General features: G+C 63.1%; 19 protein-coding genes. 7 read left to right on the top strand and 12 right to left on the bottom strand.

The features are described from left to right. Positions 1-303: 303 nt before the first annotated feature. A complete protein-coding gene (locus PQR54_RS23335; RefSeq protein ID WP_007181784.1) occupies positions 304-507 on the bottom strand; it encodes a cold-shock protein in 204 nt (67 codons plus the stop codon). A gap of 321 nt (positions 508-828) precedes the next feature. Between PQR54_RS23335 and PQR54_RS23330 the strand changes: the two genes are divergently transcribed. Further along, positions 829-2,274 carry an NAD-dependent succinate-semialdehyde dehydrogenase gene (locus PQR54_RS23330; RefSeq protein WP_408249749.1) on the top strand — a complete coding sequence of 482 codons (1,446 nt, stop codon included), beginning with the start codon at positions 829-831 and terminating at the stop codon, positions 2,272-2,274. An 87-nt stretch (positions 2,275-2,361) separates the two neighbouring features. Continuing rightward, positions 2,362-2,961, top strand: a complete 600-nt coding sequence (locus tag PQR54_RS23325; RefSeq protein ID WP_408249747.1) for a GNAT family N-acetyltransferase — start codon at positions 2,362-2,364, stop codon at positions 2,959-2,961. Positions 2,962-3,032: 71 nt separating this feature from the next. Here the strand turns inward: PQR54_RS23325 and kdgT are convergent, their stop codons facing one another. Continuing rightward, on the bottom strand, positions 3,033-4,058 hold the full coding sequence (kdgT, locus tag PQR54_RS23320; RefSeq protein ID WP_408249745.1) for a 2-keto-3-deoxygluconate transporter: 1,026 nt from the start codon (positions 4,056-4,058) through the stop codon (positions 3,033-3,035). Positions 4,059-4,327: 269 nt separating this feature from the next. On the opposite strand from kdgT, the gene kduI reads away from it, so the two are divergent. From kduI to kdgR, 3 genes are all read left to right on the top strand, one after another. Then, positions 4,328-5,164, top strand: coding sequence for a 5-dehydro-4-deoxy-D-glucuronate isomerase (kduI, locus tag PQR54_RS23315; RefSeq protein WP_408249743.1), 837 nt, complete (start codon positions 4,328-4,330; stop codon positions 5,162-5,164). A gap of 40 nt (positions 5,165-5,204) precedes the next feature. Continuing rightward, the gene (gene kduD, locus PQR54_RS23310; protein ID WP_408249741.1) at positions 5,205-5,975 is read left to right on the top strand and encodes a 2-dehydro-3-deoxy-D-gluconate 5-dehydrogenase KduD; all 771 of its coding nucleotides are present in this window, start codon (positions 5,205-5,207) and stop codon (positions 5,973-5,975) included. An 89-nt stretch (positions 5,976-6,064) separates the two neighbouring features. Further along, on the top strand, positions 6,065-6,937 hold the full coding sequence (gene kdgR / locus PQR54_RS23305) for a DNA-binding transcriptional regulator KdgR (RefSeq protein WP_408249739.1): 873 nt from the start codon (positions 6,065-6,067) through the stop codon (positions 6,935-6,937). Positions 6,938-6,956: 19 nt separating this feature from the next. Here kdgR and PQR54_RS23300 read toward each other — a convergent pair whose 3' ends face one another. Continuing rightward, positions 6,957-7,889 (bottom strand): TauD/TfdA dioxygenase family protein, encoded by a 933-nt coding sequence (locus PQR54_RS23300; protein WP_408249737.1) that lies wholly within the window; start codon positions 7,887-7,889, stop codon positions 6,957-6,959. A gap of 809 nt (positions 7,890-8,698) precedes the next feature. Between PQR54_RS23300 and PQR54_RS23295 the strand changes: the two genes are divergently transcribed. Together PQR54_RS23295 and PQR54_RS23290 are read left to right on the top strand one after the other, a co-directional pair. After that, positions 8,699-9,088, top strand: coding sequence for a hypothetical protein (locus PQR54_RS23295; protein WP_408249735.1), 390 nt, complete (start codon positions 8,699-8,701; stop codon positions 9,086-9,088). A 78-nt stretch (positions 9,089-9,166) separates the two neighbouring features. Further along, positions 9,167-9,415 carry a hypothetical protein gene (locus PQR54_RS23290; protein WP_106314263.1) on the top strand — a complete coding sequence of 83 codons (249 nt, stop codon included), beginning with the start codon at positions 9,167-9,169 and terminating at the stop codon, positions 9,413-9,415. A gap of 72 nt (positions 9,416-9,487) precedes the next feature. On the opposite strand, the gene PQR54_RS23285 is transcribed toward PQR54_RS23290, so the two are convergent. From PQR54_RS23285 to PQR54_RS23245, 9 genes are all read right to left on the bottom strand, one after another. Further along, entirely contained in the window at positions 9,488-9,730 is a 243-nt protein-coding gene (locus tag PQR54_RS23285; RefSeq protein ID WP_408249733.1) for a hypothetical protein, read from the bottom strand. Between the two features lie 327 nt (positions 9,731-10,057). After that, positions 10,058-11,305: an enolase C-terminal domain-like protein gene (locus PQR54_RS23280; protein WP_408249731.1), complete on the bottom strand. Its 1,248-nt coding sequence runs from the start codon at positions 11,303-11,305 to the stop codon at positions 10,058-10,060. A 38-nt stretch (positions 11,306-11,343) separates the two neighbouring features. Then, the gene (locus PQR54_RS23275; RefSeq protein WP_408249729.1) at positions 11,344-12,642 is read right to left on the bottom strand and encodes an MFS transporter; all 1,299 of its coding nucleotides are present in this window, start codon (positions 12,640-12,642) and stop codon (positions 11,344-11,346) included. An 81-nt stretch (positions 12,643-12,723) separates the two neighbouring features. Further along, positions 12,724-13,491, bottom strand: coding sequence for an SDR family oxidoreductase (locus PQR54_RS23270; protein WP_408249727.1), 768 nt, complete (start codon positions 13,489-13,491; stop codon positions 12,724-12,726). Positions 13,492-13,657: 166 nt separating this feature from the next. Further along, positions 13,658-14,377 carry a FadR/GntR family transcriptional regulator gene (locus tag PQR54_RS23265; protein WP_408249725.1) on the bottom strand — a complete coding sequence of 240 codons (720 nt, stop codon included), beginning with the start codon at positions 14,375-14,377 and terminating at the stop codon, positions 13,658-13,660. A 280-nt stretch (positions 14,378-14,657) separates the two neighbouring features. Next, a complete protein-coding gene (locus PQR54_RS23260) occupies positions 14,658-15,299 on the bottom strand; it encodes a glutathione S-transferase family protein (protein ID WP_408249723.1) in 642 nt (213 codons plus the stop codon). Between the two features lie 16 nt (positions 15,300-15,315). Further along, the gene (locus PQR54_RS23255; protein ID WP_408249721.1) at positions 15,316-15,852 is read right to left on the bottom strand and encodes a chromate transporter; all 537 of its coding nucleotides are present in this window, start codon (positions 15,850-15,852) and stop codon (positions 15,316-15,318) included. Then, the gene (locus PQR54_RS23250) at positions 15,842-16,414 is read right to left on the bottom strand and encodes a chromate transporter (RefSeq protein WP_408249719.1); all 573 of its coding nucleotides are present in this window, start codon (positions 16,412-16,414) and stop codon (positions 15,842-15,844) included. The genes PQR54_RS23255 and PQR54_RS23250 overlap by 11 nt, the downstream gene beginning before the upstream one ends. A 76-nt stretch (positions 16,415-16,490) precedes the next feature. Then, complete coding sequence (locus PQR54_RS23245) at positions 16,491-18,038, bottom strand: tripartite tricarboxylate transporter permease (protein ID WP_408249717.1); 1,548 nt, start codon at positions 18,036-18,038, stop codon at positions 16,491-16,493. Positions 18,039-18,043 lie beyond the last annotated feature (5 nt).

Genomic DNA, 18,043 nt, shown 5'->3' with positions numbered 1-18,043 from the left:
AGTTCTCTGTCGACAAACTGACTATCGGAACTATTGCCCGCCGGGCGGCGGGGAATCGCGCAAATACTACGGAGCAAAGCTGAAGGAAACCTTAAGGAAAATGCGGGCACTGACGATGCCGGCGGCGCTGTTCCATGTGCTTCGAAACAGGCGGAGGAATAGGTGCAATAAGGAGGATCGAGCGGGCAAAATCCCGCTAGCGGCGCTTCATGTCACGCGTGTGAACGAGGCGCTTTTTTAATGCGTGGATCGCACGCAATGATGGCCGGCCGCACACGTTGCGCCCGCGAACCGGCCATGACGTCAGACCGGCTTGATATCCGCCGCCTGCTTGCCCTTCGGCCCCTGCTTGATTTCAAAGCTGACCTTCTGGTTTTCCTGCAAGGACTTGAAACCTTCGGAACGAATCTCCGAGAAGTGCGCGAATAGATCTTCGCCGCCGTCGTCGGGGGTGATGAAACCAAAACCTTTCGCGTCGTTAAACCATTTCACTGTACCGGTTGGCATGTCGATTCCTCTGTGCATCTGGGTTGATTGGGCTGCATTCGCCGAGCTTCGCCCGCCGCCGCGGGTGTGCGCCGGATTCTGCCTCCGCCGCTCGACTCTACGCTTCTTTGCGCGGCGCTGCTTTGCCCGGTTTTTCGCCGCCGCGACAGCCGCGTCGCAAGCGCCGTGCCGCGCACCGCAAGCGGGCGGCCCGCCGGTGCGATTCCGTGCAATCAGATAAACTATTTGGTTATCGGCAGTCCATCCAGGGCCCGCGCAGATACAGCCCAATGTTTCATGAGCGCGCGGCCTTGTCGTTTTCCCCTACACAGGAACCCCAGCATGGCAACCTCGAACTATACCGATACCCGACTTCTGATCAACGGCGAGTGGTGCGACGCCGCCAGCGGCAAGACCCTCGACGTCATCAATCCTGCTACCGGCAAGGCCATCGGCAAAGTGGCGCACGCCGGCATCGCCGATCTGGACCGCGCGCTCGAAGCCGCGCAGCGCGGCTTCGAAGCCTGGCGCAAGGTGCCGGCCAACGAGCGCGCCACGACCATGCGCAAAGCGGCCGCGCTGGTGCGCGAGCGTGCCTCGGACATCGGCCGCCTGATGACGCTGGAACAGGGCAAGCCGTTCGCCGAAGCGCGCATCGAAGTGCTCGCGGCCGCTGACATCATCGAATGGTTCGCCGACGAAGGCCGCCGCGTCTACGGCCGCATCGTGCCGTCGCGCAATCTCGCGGCGCAGCAACTGGTGCTGAAGGAACCGATCGGCCCGGTCGCCGCCTTTACGCCGTGGAACTTCCCGGTCAACCAGGTCGTGCGCAAGCTGAGCGCCGCGCTTGCATGCGGCTGCTCGTTCCTCGTCAAGGCGCCGGAAGAAACCCCGGCGTCGCCGGCGGCGCTCTTGCAGGCTTTCGTCGAAGCCGGCGTGCCGGCCGGCACGGTCGGCCTGGTGTTCGGCGACCCGGCTGAGATTTCGAGCTATCTGATTCCGCATCCGGTGATCCGCAAGGTCACCTTCACCGGTTCGACGCCGGTCGGCAAGCAACTGGCGGCACTGGCCGGCTCGCACATGAAGCGCGCGACGATGGAACTGGGCGGTCATGCGCCGGTGATCGTGGCCGAAGACGCCGACGTGGCGCTCGCCGTGAAGGCCGCGGGCGGCGCGAAATTCCGCAATGCCGGCCAGGTTTGCATCTCGCCGACGCGCTTCCTCGTGCACAACAGCATCCGCGAAGAATTCGCCGCGGCGCTGGTCAAGCACGCTGAAAGCCTGAAGCTCGGCGACGGCCTCGCCGAAGGCACCACGCTCGGCCCGCTCGCCAACGCACGCCGCCTCACGGCCATGAGCAAGGTGCTCGACGACGCGCGCAAGACCGGCGCCAAGGTCGAAACGGGCGGTGAACGCGTAGGCTCGGAAGGCAACTTCTTCGCGCCGACCGTGCTGACCAACGTGTCGCTCGAATCGGACGTGTTCAACAACGAGCCGTTCGGCCCGATCGCCGCGATCCGCGGCTTCGACAAGCTGGAGGAAGCGATCGCCGAAGCGAACCGTCTGCCGTTCGGCCTCGCGGGCTATGCGTTCACGAAGTCGTTCACCAACGTGCATCTGCTGTCGCAGCAACTGGAAGTCGGCATGCTGTGGATCAACCAGCCGGCTACGCCGTCGCCGGAAATGCCGTTCGGCGGTGTGAAGGATTCGGGCTACGGTTCGGAAGGCGGCCCGGAAGCGATGGAAGGCTATCTGGTCACCAAGGCCGTATCGGTGATGTCGGTTTAAGACGGACAGAGGCGGCTTGCTGGCCGCCTCTTTTTACACCACCGTGCCGGGTCCGCGAGTCATCGATCGCGGACCTTTTTTATTGCCATGAACGATATCGACCAACCACTCATGCAACCCACGCTGACCGGCAAGACCGTGGAACTGCGGCCGCTTCAGCGGGAACACGCGCAAGCTTTGCTCGGCGCCGCCGCGGACGGGCAATTGTGGAATATGAAGCTGACCGTGGTGCCCGGAGCCGGCACCATCGACAGCTATATCGCGACGGCGCTCGAAGGCCGCGCGGCCGGCACCGTGATGCCGTTCGTGATCGTGCGTCGCGACACCGGCGCGCTGGTCGGCAGCACGCGGTTCTGGAAGATCGACCGCGTGAATCGCAAGCTCGAAATCGGGCACACGTGGTTAAGCGAATCGGTGCAGCGTTCGGCGGTGAACACCGAAGCGAAGTATCTGCTGCTATGCCACGCGTTCGAAGCGATTCAATGCGTGCGCGTGCAATTCACCACCGACGAACTCAACGAGAAATCGCGCGCGGCGATTCTACGCATCGGCGCGAAACAGGAAGGCGTGGTTCGGCATGAACGCATCATGCCGGATGGGCGTAAGCGCAACTCGGTGCGCTTTAGCATCATCGATGAGGAATGGAGTGAAGTGAAGGCGATGCTCGAGGCGAAGCTGGCGCGATAAAACCGCCGACGTGCGGCCCGCTTGCGCTGACTTGAAGTACAAGCGCGCAAGCGAGCCGCCGTCAGCCTGCTCTACACATGCACGTCCCGCTCATTCAGCGGCGGCGCATTGCCTGCCGCGGCCGCCGCGAATTCCTCGCGTAACGCATCGCGCGCATGATGCCGGCGCACCCACATCGCCGTGAGGATCGGCACCAGAATCGCGGTCACGAGACACGCCGTCGCGACCATTGCGGTTGCGGCCGGCACCAGCGGCTTGAAGCTCGGAATCATCTCGCCGATGATCGCCGGATTCGCCACCGCGGCCCCCGCCGTCGACGAAGCCGCCAGCCCCGCCGCGCCATTGCCGCCCGCGATCCAGCGGTCGGCGAAAATCAGCGGAATGCCCGTCACGACGATCACGCCGAGACCCAGCACGATCCCCGGCAGGCCGCTTTTCGCGATCACGCTGAGGTCGATGCCGTTACCGAGCGCAAAGCCGAAGAACGGAATCAGCGGATGCACGCAACGGCCGAAGAACTCGCGCAGCTCGCCATCCAGGTTACCCAGCGTGAAGCCGACCAGAAACGGCAGCACCGCGCCGACGAACAGACGCGGCTCGAAGAACGCCACACCGGTCGCGCCGAGAATGATCATGCTGACGAGCGGCCCCGATTCGATCGACATCAGCACGAACGCGCCCGCTTCTTCCTTGGTGCCGTATTGCTGCATCACCGCGGCGTAGAGACCGCCGTTGGTCATGTCCATCGACGTGGTGATCGCGAGCACCGAAAGGCCCGCGAAGAGCCCGGCCTTGACGCCGTCGATCGGAATGAAGTGCGAGGCGATAATGGTGGCGATCCACGCCACGAGCATTTTCGTTACGAGCAGCGTGCCCGACTTGCGCAGCACCGTGCCGGTCGCCCGCAGATCGATGGTCGCGCCCATGCAGAAGAACCACACCGCCAGAATCGGCACGGTGCCGGAGATCAAGCCATTGGTGAACGAGCCGAAGTACTTGCCCGCGCCCGGCGCAAATGTGTGGACGCAGGCGCCGAGCAGCAACGGCACCAACATCAGGCCGCCAGGAATGCGGTCGATGGCCTTCTTGAGCTTCATGCCTCCTCCATGGACTTCGCGTCCAGTTATTGGGTAATTCACCCTGGGTAATGTCCCGTTCTCGCGCCGGGCTGCTCCCTTTCGGCGCAATATAGCACCGTGAAAGGAACGCTGTTCCGTTTCCGTCAGAAATCTCGCTCATCGTTTACCCGCGCGTTCTTCCAAAGCCTTGCCAGTCGTCATGTCGCGCCGCAATATTTTCGGACCACTGTTCCGAAACTGTATTTCTGCGCTACAGTCGAGCCCACAACCCCAGCGGAGAAAGAACAATGGAAGTGAGACAGGCCATCAACAGCGAATACGCGAAGACGCTGGATACCGACGGGCTGCGCAAGGCGTTTCTGGTCGATCAGGTGTTCGAGCGCGATGCGCTGAAGCTGACCTATAGCCATATCGACCGGATCATCGTCGGCGGCGTGATGCCGGCGGCGCGCGCGGTCGAGGTGCCCGAGTCGCTCGGCAAGGCGATCGGCGTGAGCTATCTGCTGGAACGGCGCGAACTCGGCGCGATCAACATCGGCGGCGACGGCTGGGTCGACGTGGACGGCACGCGCCACACGGTGCGCAACGAAGAGGCGATCTACATCGGCCAAGGCACGCAAGCCATCGCCTTCGGTAGTGACGACGCCGCGCGTCCGGCGAAGTTTTACCTGAACTGCGCGCCTGCCCACACGTCGTATCCGACCCGCACGATCTCGCTCGCGCAAGCCTCGCCGCAGACCCTCGGCGACCCGGCCACGAGCAACCGCCGCACCATCTACAAGTTCATCGTTCCCGAAGTGCTGCCCACCTGCCAGCTTTCCATGGGCATGACGAAACTCGAACCGGGCAGCCTGTGGAACACCATGCCGTGCCATACGCACGAACGCCGCATGGAGGTGTATTTCTATTTCAACGTCGCCGACGACGCCGCCGTCTTTCACATGATGGGCGAGCCGAACGAGACGCGGCATATTCTCGTGCACAACGAGCAGGCGGTGATCTCGCCGAGCTGGTCGATTCACTCCGGCGTCGGCACGCGGGCGTACACGTTCATCTGGGGCATGGTCGGCGAAAACCAGGTGTTCAGCGATATGGATCACATCGCGGTGCGGGATTTGCGTTGATGGACCGCCCTTTTCACATCAGCAACCACGACCGCACGACATGGGCTCGAACATCGTGAATCCCTTTGATCTCACCGGCCGCGTCGCCATCGTCACCGGCAGCAATACGGGCCTCGGCGCCGGCATGGCCGTCGCGCTCGCCGCCGCGGGTTGCGACATCGTCGGCGTGAGCCGCGCCGACGCCGGCGACACCGCCGCGCGCGTCGAAGCATGCGGGCGACGGTTCGCGGACGTGCGCGCCGATCTCGGCTCGATCGCGCCGGTCGAGGACATCGTGCGCGCCGCGGTCGAAGCGTTCGGCCGCATCGACGTGCTGGTGAACAACGCGGGCATCATCCGCCGCGAGGACGCGCTCGATTTCACTGAAGCCGACTGGGACGCCGTGGTGGACGTCAATCTGAAGAGCCTGTTCTTTCTCTCGCAAGCCGCCGCGCGGCAGTTCGTGAAGCAGCAAAGCGGCGGCAAGATCATCAACGTCGCGTCGATGCTGTCGTTTCAAGGCGGCATCCGCGTCGCCTCCTACACGGCGTCGAAAAGCGGCGTGCTCGGTCTCACGCGACTGCTCGCGAACGAATGGGCGGCGCAAGGCATCAACGTCAACGCGATCGCGCCGGGCTACATGGCGACCGCGAACACGGCCGCGCTGCGCGACGACGCCCAGCGCAACGACGAGATTCTCAGCCGCATTCCGGCCACCCGCTGGGGCACGCCGGACGATCTCGCGGGACCGGTGGTGTTCCTCGCGTCGCGGGCTTCGGACTACGTGCATGGGCATACACTGGCGGTGGACGGCGGCTGGCTCGCGCGCTGACTCGGCAGCGGGCGCCGGACGCGGTATGCTCTCGGCGCTTCGCCGGCGCATGCCGGCATCGCGGGAACGGATAGACAGGGAACACGGAAATGGCATCGACAGGTAAACAGCGCAAAGACGACGGCACCGCCCAGGCGCAAGACGCGGAGAACACCGACTGCGGCGACAAGGGCGAATCGGCCTCGTCCATCGGCCGCGTCTTCGCGATTCTCGGCGCGATCGGCGACAGCGGACAGATCGGCATCAGCGAACTGTCGCAACGGCTCGGCATGTCGAAGACCACCGTGCACCGCGTGATCCAGACGCTAAAGGCGCTCGGCTACGTGACGCAGGAAGTGGAAACGGAGCGCTACCGGTTGACCATCCGCCTGTTCGAACTCGGCGCGAAGGCCCTGGAAAGCGTCGATCTGGTGCGCGAGGCCGACGTGGAAATGCGCCGCATCGGCGAAGCGACGCGCGAGGCGGTGCACCTCGGCGCATTCGACGAAGACGCGATCATCTACATTCACAAGATCGATGCGGACTACGGGCTGCGCATGCAGTCGCGTATCGGCCGGCGCAATCCGCTGCACAGCACGGCGATCGGCAAGGTGTTGCTGGCGTGGATGGATCCGGCCGATGCGCGCGAAGTCCTCTCGCACGTCGAATTCCGCAAGTCGACGCAGAAGACGCTCTCCTCCGCCGAGGCCGTGCTGAACATTCTGCCGCACGTGCGCGAGCAAGGTTACGGCGAGGATAACGAGGAACAGGAAGAAGGTCTGCGGTGTCTCGCGGTGCCGGTGTTCGACCGCTTCGGCCGCGTAATCGCCGGCCTGTCGATTTCGTTTCCGACCATGCGCTGCGGCGCCGACACGAAGTCGCACTATGTCGCGCTGCTCAAAAAGTCGGGCCTCGCGATCTCGACGCGGCTCGGTTATCGCGAAACGACGGCGCCGGAACAGATCGCCGCCGAGCCGGGCTGAACCTTAGATCGTCAGACCGTCAGGCCGCCTTCGCCGCCGGGTTGGGCTGCACGCTGCGCGTGAAACTGCGGCGGCCGTCCACACTCACCGGCACGTCGCCCTTCAGCGTCACGCGACGCACCACGCGGTGCGCGTCGCCGTAATCGTTGACCGCGTAGTGCTGGGTCGCGCGGTTGTCCCAGATCGCGACGTCGCCGGCCTGCCAGCGCCAGCGTACGATGTTCTCGTGACGCGTCACGTAGCCTTGCAGCAGTTCCAGCAGATGCGCCGACGCGCTCGGCGCGAGACCCACGAAACTCTTCACGAAGTGCCCGAGAATCAGCGTCTTTTCGCCGGACTCGGGATGCACGCGCACGACCGGATGCTCGGTCTCGTAACGCGTCGACACGAACGCCTCGCGGTAACGCCTGATCGCTTCGGCGTCGCGGCCGCGCTCGCCGACGCTGGTGTGATTCGCGTAGTCGTAGTCGTTGCTGTGCACGGCCCAGAGCTGATCGGCGAGCGCCTTGAGCGGCGGCGGCAGATCGTCGTACGCGGTGGCCGTGTTGGCCCACACCGTGTCGCCGCCCACTTCCGGAATCGTCACGCCGCGCAGGATCGACGCCTGCGGATAAGCGTCGACGAACGTCACGTCCGTGTGCCATGAATTGGCGCGGCCGCCGCGATGCGAGTCGAGTTCGAGCAGATAGTCCGTGCCGTCCACCACCGGTACCGTCGGATGCGAAACCGGCTCGCCGAGCAGCCTGGCGAAGGCTTCCTGATCGGCGTCCTGCAAGTGCGTCTGGCCGCGGAAAAATATCACCTTGTGACGTACCAGCGCCGCGCGAATCGCTTCGACGGTGGCCGCTTCGAGTTGGCTCGACAGCCGTACGCCGCGAATTTCCGCGCCGATACGACCGGTGACGGGATGAATGTCCAGTGCGTTGGACGTCGCGAGACTCAGATTCGACATGCTATGCCACTCCTGGTGTGAGGACGATTGAGAACGAGAAAGGCCAGCGTTGACCGGCAAGAATGCGATTGAACTGAAGTGGCTGGTGGTCAGCCATCCAGCGATCTAACCAGTCTCCGCGACGCGCGTAAAACACTTGTTTTTCATGTGCTTATCACACGCGACGGTATGAGGATCGCGCGTGGACGCGATGACGCCGATATCGTCACGATGCTGTCGCTCATGTTCGCTATCGAGGCTCGCGTGGCGCGCGAACGCATGCGCACGCGCTGTCAGTGCGATAAATCGGCCGAGGATGCGGGGCGGCGCAGTTAGTCTGCAACCGAATGTATCCGCACGGCATAGCTGTAACGACACGCGCCGCGGCATGCCCGACGGCCGTCGACACACGCGCCGTTCGACGCGCCGCAACATGCGAGACGCTTGGCCACTTCGTCTTTTCCACAATGCGTTCAATGGCTTGCACATCCGGCCGCTCGCCCCGCCCCCTTTCCTCGCTGCACATTCACGCACGCTATTCACACGACGCACGCGTTGCCCGCATACGTCGCAATCGACACGTCCTGTTACACACAAACACACCGGAAATGCCGCGGCTCAGTAGAGTTCGGGTCACAAGGAAACAGGAGCAATGTCATGAAAAGATTTTTCGCGCTGGTCATTCTGGCCGTCACGCTCGGCAGTGCATTGGGCGGTTGCATCGTGGTTCCGGAAGGCGGCTACCACAATCACTATCACGATCGCGATCGCTATTGAACGCGAGTCGCGCAGCACTTTCCACTCACCATCGTAGAAGCCGCAAATAAAACATGAAGCAATCACAAAACCGCTGGCTGTCCATGGCGATCATTGCAGGTCTCGGAATCGGCGCATCGTCGGTCGCGCTGGCCCACGTCGATGTGGGCGTGAACATCGGCATTCCGGGCGTCGCCTATGCGCCCGAACCCGTGTACGCTCCGCCGCCACCGCCGGTCTATGCTCCGGCTCCGCCGGTGGTCGTCGTGAGTCCCGGCTGGTACGGCGAGCGCTATTACGACGGCAACCGCTACTGGGAACGGCGCGAGTGGGAAGAGCGTCATCGCGGCGGACGCGAATGGCATGAAGCGCGGGGTCCGCACGGCGACTGGCGCGGTCACGATAACGGCTGGCATGGTCACGGCGACGACCGCGATCATGGACACGGCCACGGCGATCATTGATGCATAGGCCGCGGCCGCGTCGTTGCCGCGGCCGTGCCGCGCACGCATTCGCGCCACACGTTCTGTAGGAGCGACGATTTGCTACGCAGCGATCCAAGACGAGTCACCGCGCACATCAACGACACGCTGATCTGCGCCGAATACAGCGAACAGACCGGTCAATTGTGTTTGCGTCAGGACGGCGCACTCTTGCGCGAATGGTTTCCACCTCACTCGTGGATCGCGATTGCGTCAGTGGCGGGCGCGCGGCATTGGGGCACGCGGCCTAGCGATGATGATTTGCTGGCGCTGCTGCACAACGAGATGACACTGTTGCGCACGCCGTAGAAGAAGAGAATTGATTTAGCGCGCGGTGAGGGGCACGCCGCGCGCTTTCGTGAAATGCTTAACGCGCGATGCTTAACGCACGTTGCGAATCGGCGGCGAGTACGAGCTGACCGTCGTATCGCTGCCTTGACCTGCCTGCCACGTGCCGACGCTGGCTGAACCGTATCCACTGTTATTGGCCTGAGCCGAATCTTGACGGCCCGCGGCTTGCGTTTGCGCGCCTTGCGATACAGGGTCATTGGACGACTGGGCGAACGAGGCTACCGGCGCGGCAAGAACAACGGCGATAGCAACGGCTTGAATGAGCGACTTCATGAAACCACCTCCAGAGATTGTCTTTCTACGCGCTGCGCCAAGGGCTGTCGTTGCAGCGGTAGATGGAGTGTAGGTGGCCAGCGCGGCGAGATAAATCCGCCAATCCTGAATTCACTGTTGCTGCTGCCACTACAATGAAGAACGGCTGTTCAACGAGGGTTTTTTAAATCCATTTGCTCGGAATGCGCCGTTTCTCTTGCAGTAGCGGAGAGACTGTTCCGCAATGCGCGCATAGTTGCGTTTTGCGGCGCAACGTCGGGAGCGCCGGCGCACGGATCCCGTTGCCAGGTCACGATCCGTGCACACCATTGCGTCAGAGTGGGTATTTCACGGCGTTTGCAGCGTGCCGTCTTTCAGGCGGGTTTGCGTCCACATCGTCACGCTATTTTCGCAGGGATATTTCGCGGCCTCGGCTTCGTCGATATCGACGCCGAGGCCCGGCTTGTCGTTGGCGTACACGTGACCCTGCCTGAACTCGGGCAGGCCGGGAAAAACATCGAGCAACGCTGCTCTCGGCCCCTTCAGGTCCTGGATCACGAAATTCGGCGGCTCGGTTCCCGACCATTCCTGCACGCCGAAATTGCGCGCCGCCAGATCGATATGAATATTCGCCGCATGCGCCAACGGCGACATGTCGCCGGGGCCGTGCCATGCGGTTCGAACGCCGAATTGCTCGGCGAAGATCTGCAGCTTGCGTCCCGCGGTAATCCCGCCGATCTGGCTGAGATGCACGCGAATGAAGTCGATCAGCCGCTCGGTAATCATGAAGCGCCATTCGTAGGGGTTGTTGAACAGCTCGCCCTGCGCCAGCGGCGTGGTCGTTTTGGCGCGCAGCTGACGCATCCATTCCCCCTCCTCCAGCGCGATCGCATCTTCGAGAAAGAACAGCTCGTAGCGCTCCAGTTCGCACGCAAAGCGGATCGCTTCGACCGGCTTCAAACGTTCATGCACGTCGTGACACAGCGCGACGTCGAAACCGATCTTGCTGCGAATGCCGTCGAACAGTTTGAGCGTGTCGCGCATGTACTTCCGGCTGTCGAGATAGACGCCGTCCGCCGCGCCTTGCGGCGCGCTCGCCGGCGCCTTGCCGAAACCGCCGCCGCCATAGCCGCCGCTCTGGCAGCGGATGTGCGTGATGCCCTGCTCGCGATACTTCTGGATGTTCTCGCACAACTCGTTCAGGTCGCGCCCATCCGCGTGGCGATAGATCGGCACGCCTTCACGGCACTTGCCGCCGAACAACTGGTAGAGCGGCATGTTCGCCAGTTTGCCCTTGATGTCCCACAGCGCCATGTCGACACCGGAGATCGCATTGTTCTCGATCGGTCCGTTGCGCCAGTACGCGTTCTGATGCATCAGTTGCCAGAGTTCCTCGATCGCGTCCGCATCGCGCCCGATCAGCAGCGGCCGCAGATATTCTTCGATCAGACACTGCACCGCGACATGCCGGTAAGCGAACGTCGCGCATCCCAGGCCATACAGACCGGGCTGGTTCGTCTCCACCTTCACGACGATCAGGTTGATGCCTTCCGGCGCGGTCAGGATGACTTTTACATCGGTAATCAGGGTTGCCATGTTCTATCTGCCAGTTTTCAGCCAATCAGTTCGATCGACTAGTGTTGCGTGCGATGCAGCGACAGCGCTGCTCCGCGCTTCGCATGTTCGTCGGAATTCGCCGGCACGGTCATCATCAGGATCACGGACGACAGCAGGCCGCCCGCCATGAAAATATAAGAAGCCGCCGGGCTGCCGGTCGCGCCGTTCAGATAGCCCACCACCCATGAACCGGCGAACGCCCCGAGCGCGCCGCACGCGTTGATCAAACCGATCGCGCCGCCCAGCACGTTGCCAGGAATCAACTCCGGCACCAGCGCGAAGAACGGCCCGTACGGGGCGTACATCGTTGCGCCCGCCACGACCAGCAGCGCGAACGAGATCCAGAAATGCGAGCCGCCGATCAGGTAAGACGCCACGAACGCGATCGTGCCCACCAGCAGCAGCGGCCAGACGAACAGCTTGCGGTTGCGCGTCTTGTCCGAGAGCCACGACGCGAGCAGCATCAGGATGATCGCCGCGAGATACGGAACGGCGGCGAGCCAGCCGACCGAGACGATGTCGATCGTGGAGGCCGCCTTGAGGATCGACGGCAGCCACATGATGAAGCCGTACACGCCGATACTCCACAACGCGTGAATCGCGCAGAACTTCAATACGATCGACGAGCGGAACGCCGCTTTGTAGTCGCGCACCGGTGCGATATGAGCCTGCTCGGCTTTCAGGCGCGCGTCGAGTTCGGTCTTTTCGGCGGAGCTCATCCACGGCGCGTCGGCCGGGCGATCCTTCACCGTGAACCACCACACGACCGCCCAGATGAGCGCCGGCGCACCTTCGAAGACAAACATTTCACGCCAGCCGAAGCTGCGCACCAGATAGCCCGACACCACCGACATCCACAATACAGTCACCGGATTGCCGAGAATCAGGAACGTATTGGCACGCGAGCGTTCACTGCGGGTGAACCAGCGGCTGATGTACATCAGCATCGACGGCATCACGGCCGCCTCCACCACGCCGAGCACGAAGCGCAGCACCATCAACATCGGAATGTTGCTGACCATGCCGGTGGCCGCCGCGCACAGCCCCCAGAGAATCAGGCTGAAAAAGATCAGCTTCTTCACGCTATTGCGCTGCGCGTAAATCGCGCCGGGCACCTGAAACAGGCAGTAACCGAGAAAGAACAGCGAACCGATCAGCGACGACGTGCCGTGCGTGATGCCCAGATCGCGATCGATGCCCGCTGCGGCGGCGAAGCCGTAGTTCGCGCGGTCGAGATAGGCGAGGCTATAGGTGATGAAGATGATGGGCATCAGATACCACCATCTTTGGGGTGCTACGGATTTGACGCTTTCCATGATGTCTCCGGATCGGTACGGCTTACTCACTATCTGGCGCGGGCGGTGTTTCTGTTGTGCTCTACCCGCGCGAATCTGTCTTTACAGTACGGCCAGCCAGCCGCCGTCCACGTAAATGATCTGGCCGTTCACATAGCTCGAAGCCGGCGACGCCAGGTACACCGCCGTGCCGACCAGTTCTTCCGGCTTGCCCCAGCGTTGCGAAGGATTGCTGTTCTTGACCCACGCATCGAACGCGGCGTTTTCGATCAGCGGCTTGTTCATGTCGGTCAGGATGTAGCCCGGACCGATCGCATTGGCCTGAATGTTCGCGGCCGCCCACTCGGCGCTCATGGCGCGGGTCAGCATCTTGATGCCGCCTTTTGCCGCGGTATAGGCGCCGACCGTCGCGCGCCCGGCCTCGCTCGTCAGCGAACCGATGTTGATGATCTTGCCGCCCGTGCCGCGCGCAATCATGCGGCGCGCGGCCTGCTTCGCGACAATGAATGCGCTCGTGAGGTTGGTGTCGATCACACGCTGCCAGTCGCTCAGTTCAAGGTCGACGAGCGGTTTGCGAAACTGGATGCCGGCGTTGTTGATCACGATGTCGATCGGCACGCCGTCCTTGTCCCATTGCGCGAAGGCTTCGGCGACGGCGGCTTCGTCGGTGACGTCGAACGCGCGGCCTTGTGCGTTCAAGCCCTTGGCGCGGAGCCGCTCGACGGCTTCAGCCACCGTGTCGGCGCGTGTGCCGTTCAGGATCACATCGGCGCCGGCGGTGGCCAGGCCTTCCGCGAACGCGAAGCCGATGCCGCGCGCTGAGCCGGTGATGAGCGCCGTGCGGCCGCTCAGATCGAATAACTGTGTCATGCACGTGTCCTCTCGATGTTCGATAACAAGGCGCGAGTGCGCCCCTCGCGTGTCGTCATGACAGTCGCGATAAATAAGTTTGGGATGCAACGATGCCGCTTCTGAACGGTTCGGTTCGCCTAAGTGGCTGCCCCGTGCGGTCGTGTTATCTGGTTCCGGTGATTCTTCAGGCGGGCTTCTCGTTAGCGCTGCGATCGAGCGCGGCACGGTCCTCGAAGTCCTGCTCGGCGCGCTGGATCAGCGTCAGCACGGCTTGCTCCGCCGCCACGGGGTCGCCCTGCTCGATCGCGACACACAGCGCCTCGTGCATGGGCAGCGAACGAGCGGGCCCACCCTCGATCTCGGAGCTGAGCTCGAAGCTGGTGCGCAGGATCGCCGACAGCGCGTTCTGCATCTGCTGGACAAACTGGTTGTGGCAGGCCGTGAGAATGGCGCCGTGAAACGCCAGGTCGGCGGGAACGTATTCGCCATGCCCGGCGACCGCGCGCTCCATCAGCCTGAACGCGCGCCGGACCGCGACGCGGTCTTCCGCGGTCGCGCGTTTCGCGGCGAGCCGCGCCGCGTTCGGCTCGATGATCAGGCGCAACTCCATCAGATCTTCGATGAGGCCCGGCTCGACAGCGCCCGCGCGCGCCCGCCATGTGATCACGTCCGGGTCGAACAACTGCCATTGCGAACGCGGCAGCACGACCGTGCCGTAGCGGCGGCGCACCTGAAGCATGCCCTTGGCGGACAGCGACTTCATCGTCTCGCGGATGGTGATGCGGCTCACCTGCATCTGCTCGGCAAGCACGGGCTCGGCGGGAAGAATGTCGCCGGGCATGAACTTGCCTGAACAGATCTGCTCGCCCATCTGATTCAGGACCTGCCTGTGCAAAGTTGCCACAATATACTCTCTAGGTCATACGTATGATGTAGAAAGATAGACGCATGAACGTGGCTTGGCAATGCGGGTTGACCCGAAGCCCAGCGGGAATGGAGGGAGTTGAATCAGGGAGGCGGCCGGGTGGGGATTCCGGCGGCAATGATCAGATTATTCGGCGATCAAGGAAGCTGCCGAACGCATACGACCATACAAGTCTGCGCGTGCGCCCGGCTTCAAGGGACCTTGATGCTAGTGCCTGGCGGCGAACCACGCGCCACGATTCGCCGCCCGGATAGGCCGCTTACGAAGCGACCGCCACTGAAAACGCCGGCCTCGCCTTGATCGCCTGAAGCCACCGATCCAGCGAAGGCAAAGGCTGCTGCGCCCCCAACGTGTCCGGGAACCGTTCAGCCAGTTGCACCCAGCGGTGCGCCGCGAGGCCGACGCCGATATCGGCCACGGTAAAACGATCCTGCGCGAGATAGTCGTGTTTTTCGAGAATCGCGTCGACGATGCCCAGAAGCCGCGTTGCTTCACGATATGAACGCTTGATGGCGTCGTAATCGCGTTGCGCCTCCGGCACACGCGTCAGCCCCAGGAACGTGACGCGCAACGTCGCCCACAGCGTGCCGAGCTGCCAGTCCATCCAGCGTTCGACGTCGGCACGGGCAGCCGGTTCGGACGGCAAGAGCGTCTGCGCGTCATATTTCGCGGCCAGATAGCGGACGATCGTATTCGACTCCCACAACACACTTTCGCCGTCGACGAGCGTCGGCACGAGGCCATTCGGATTGAGCGCACGATATTGCGGCGTGTCGATCACGCCGTACTCCAGTCCCGCGTCGACCCTCGAAAACTCCCGGCCTTCTTCGAAACCCAGTTCAGCGAGACACCACAGCACTTTCTGCACGTTGATCGAATTGCGTCTGCCATAGACCTGCATTGCCATACCTCGTTAGCTAGAGAACGTGGCCGATTATCACATTCACGAGTCCCGCGGCGAACAGAACGATCAGGGGATTCATCTTCGGCCGTGCAAGAAAGATGCTCAACGCGATGGCCGCGAGCGCCCAGATCGTCCATGTCGAAGAAGAAGCGCGCAGCACGGAAAATGCGCCGGCGAGTATCAGTCCGGTCGCGATCGGCGCGAGGCCCTGTTCCGCAGTGCGATGCCAGGGATGCTGCTTGTGCCGCGTCCATGCGAGTGTCGCACCGTAGGCGAGCACTGAAGACGGCACGAACAGCGCGAGCGACGCAATCACCGCGCCGAGAAAGCCCGACGCCTTCCAGCCGATCAACGTGGTCAGCAATGCGCCCGGTCCGGGCGCGGCGCGCGAGATCGCGAACAGGTCGACGAATTCGGCTTGCGTCACCCAGCCGTGGATCGCCACCGCCTGCTGGTTGATATCGGCGACGATACTTTGTCCGCCGCCCAGCGAGAGCAACGACAACGGGGCGAATACGGCGATCAGTTGCAGATAGATGTTATCGCGCACTCTGGCGGCTCCTCGACGCAACGTACAGGCCGGCGGCTCCCGCCACGATCGCGACCGGCACGAGCGGCCAGTGCAGCACGCCGACCGCGACGAACACCGCGACGATCATCACGAGCGGCCAGCGTTGCGCCGTGAGCAGCGAGCGCGCGGTACGAAAGCCCACCGACGCGGTCATGCCGATCGCCGCCGCGGCAACGCCTTCGAGAAACTCATGCAGCCACGCGAGTTGCGCGAACTGATGAAACACCGTGGCGAGCAGCACGATCACCACCATCGGCGGCACGAGTAAAGCGGACACGGCCACCGTGCTGCCGATCGCGCCTTTCATGCGGTAGCCGACATAGATCGACAGATTGATCACGTTCGAGCCGGGCAGGATCTGGCCGAGCGTGAGGGCGCCGAGGAATTCGTCTTCTTCCAGCCAGCCTCGTTGCGTGACCACCTCGCGGTATATCCAGGCGGATAGACCGCCGCCGAAACTCGTCAGCCCGACTCGCGCGAAGAGCAGAAGAATTTCCAGCAGCGTTACGTCGCCCGGCTTGCGCCCGGATATTGATTGCATGCGGACTTTCCTTCTGCTGTGTCATATCGCGGCGCAGGCAGCGACGGCTGCCGCATGAGTAAGCCTCGCATAAACCTCAATGCCGCTCGTTTGCCAGCCGATGCGCGGCGGCAACCTGCTCTTCCACTTCCCGCACCAGCTTCGACGATTTCCTCCGACGGCTCCAGACCGACGCCCCAACGCTGACAGCGGCACAGCCGAGCAGACTCGCGGCAATCGGACTGCGCAGAAACACGCTCGGATCGCCATTCGAAATCGTCAACGCCTGACGGAACGACTGCTCGAGCGTATGGCCCAGAATCAGCCCGAAAAGCAGCGGCGCCTTGGGAATGTCGAACTTGCGAAACGCGTAGCCAACAATGCCGAAGAACAGTGCGAGGAAAAGATCGAACACATCGTTACTGAACGAATACACGCCCGCCGATGCAATCACCAGAATCAGACACAGCAACACGCCGGACGGCACGTACAGGATGCGCGACAGAATACCCACCAGCGGCAGATTGAGCAGCAACAGCATGATGTTGCCGACATACATGCTCGCGATAAGCCCCCACACCAGATCCGGTTGCGTGTGAAACAGCATCGGGCCCGGCTGGATGCCGTACATGATGAACGCGCCCATGATCACCGCCGTCGCCCCCGAACCCGGCACGCCGAGCGCCAGCAGATGCACGAATGCGCCGCAGGTGTCCGCGTTGGTGGCGGCTTCCGGCGCCGCGACACCTTCAATGGCGCCATGGCCGAACTCTTCCGGATGCTTCGATATCTTCTTTTCCAGCACATACGAGAGCATGGCCGCGAGCGTGCCGCCGAGGCCCGGCGCCGCGCCGCAGAGAAAGCCGACTGCCGAGCCGCGGAAGATCGCGGGCCGCGCGCGCCGCCATTCCGCGCGAGTGAACCACAGCTTGCCTTCGACCCGCACCGTATGCAGCGTGCCGCCGAGCGTGCCTTCAACCATGCGGCTGACTTCGGCAATCGCAAACAGCCCGACGACAACAACCAGGAAGTTCACGCGATCCTGCAACTGCGTGAGGCCGAGCGTAAAGCGCGGCACCCCGCTTTGCAGGTCGATGCCCACGGTCGCGAGACCGAGTCCCATGAACACCGCCATCATGCCTTTGCCCAACGAATCACCGGTGAGCGCGCCGACCGTCGACAGTGCGAAGCAGATCAGCGCGAAATATTCAGTGGGTCCGAAATGCAGCGCGACGGCAGCGAGCGGCGCCGCCACGAACGCCAGCGCGGTGACACCCATCATGCCGGCCATGAACGAGCTGACGGCGGCAATCGCCAGCGTCGCGGCCGCTCTGCCTTTTCGCGCCAGTGGATAGCCGTCGAGCACCGTCATCACCGCGGCGGCGTCGCCCGGCGTATTGAGCAGGATCGCCGTGACCGCACCGCCGTACATGCAGCCGTAGTAAATGCCGGTGAGCATCATGAGCGCGGAAATCGGATCCATGCCGAAGGTCACCGGAATCAGCAACGCGATTCCCGCCGACGGGCCGATGCCCGGCAAATGGCTGATCATCGTGCCGATGAAAACGCCGAAAAGCGTATACATGAGATGCATCGGCGTCGCGGCAACCGCGAGTCCGTGCAGAATGCCATGCAGACTGTCCATGATGC

Source organism: Paraburkholderia phytofirmans (assembly GCF_046028095.1).
GTDB classification, from domain to species: Bacteria; Pseudomonadota; Gammaproteobacteria; order Burkholderiales; family Burkholderiaceae; genus Paraburkholderia; species Paraburkholderia phytofirmans_A.
The sequence above is the reverse complement of the archived record's forward strand: the minus strand, read 5'-3'. Positions and strand labels throughout refer to the sequence as shown.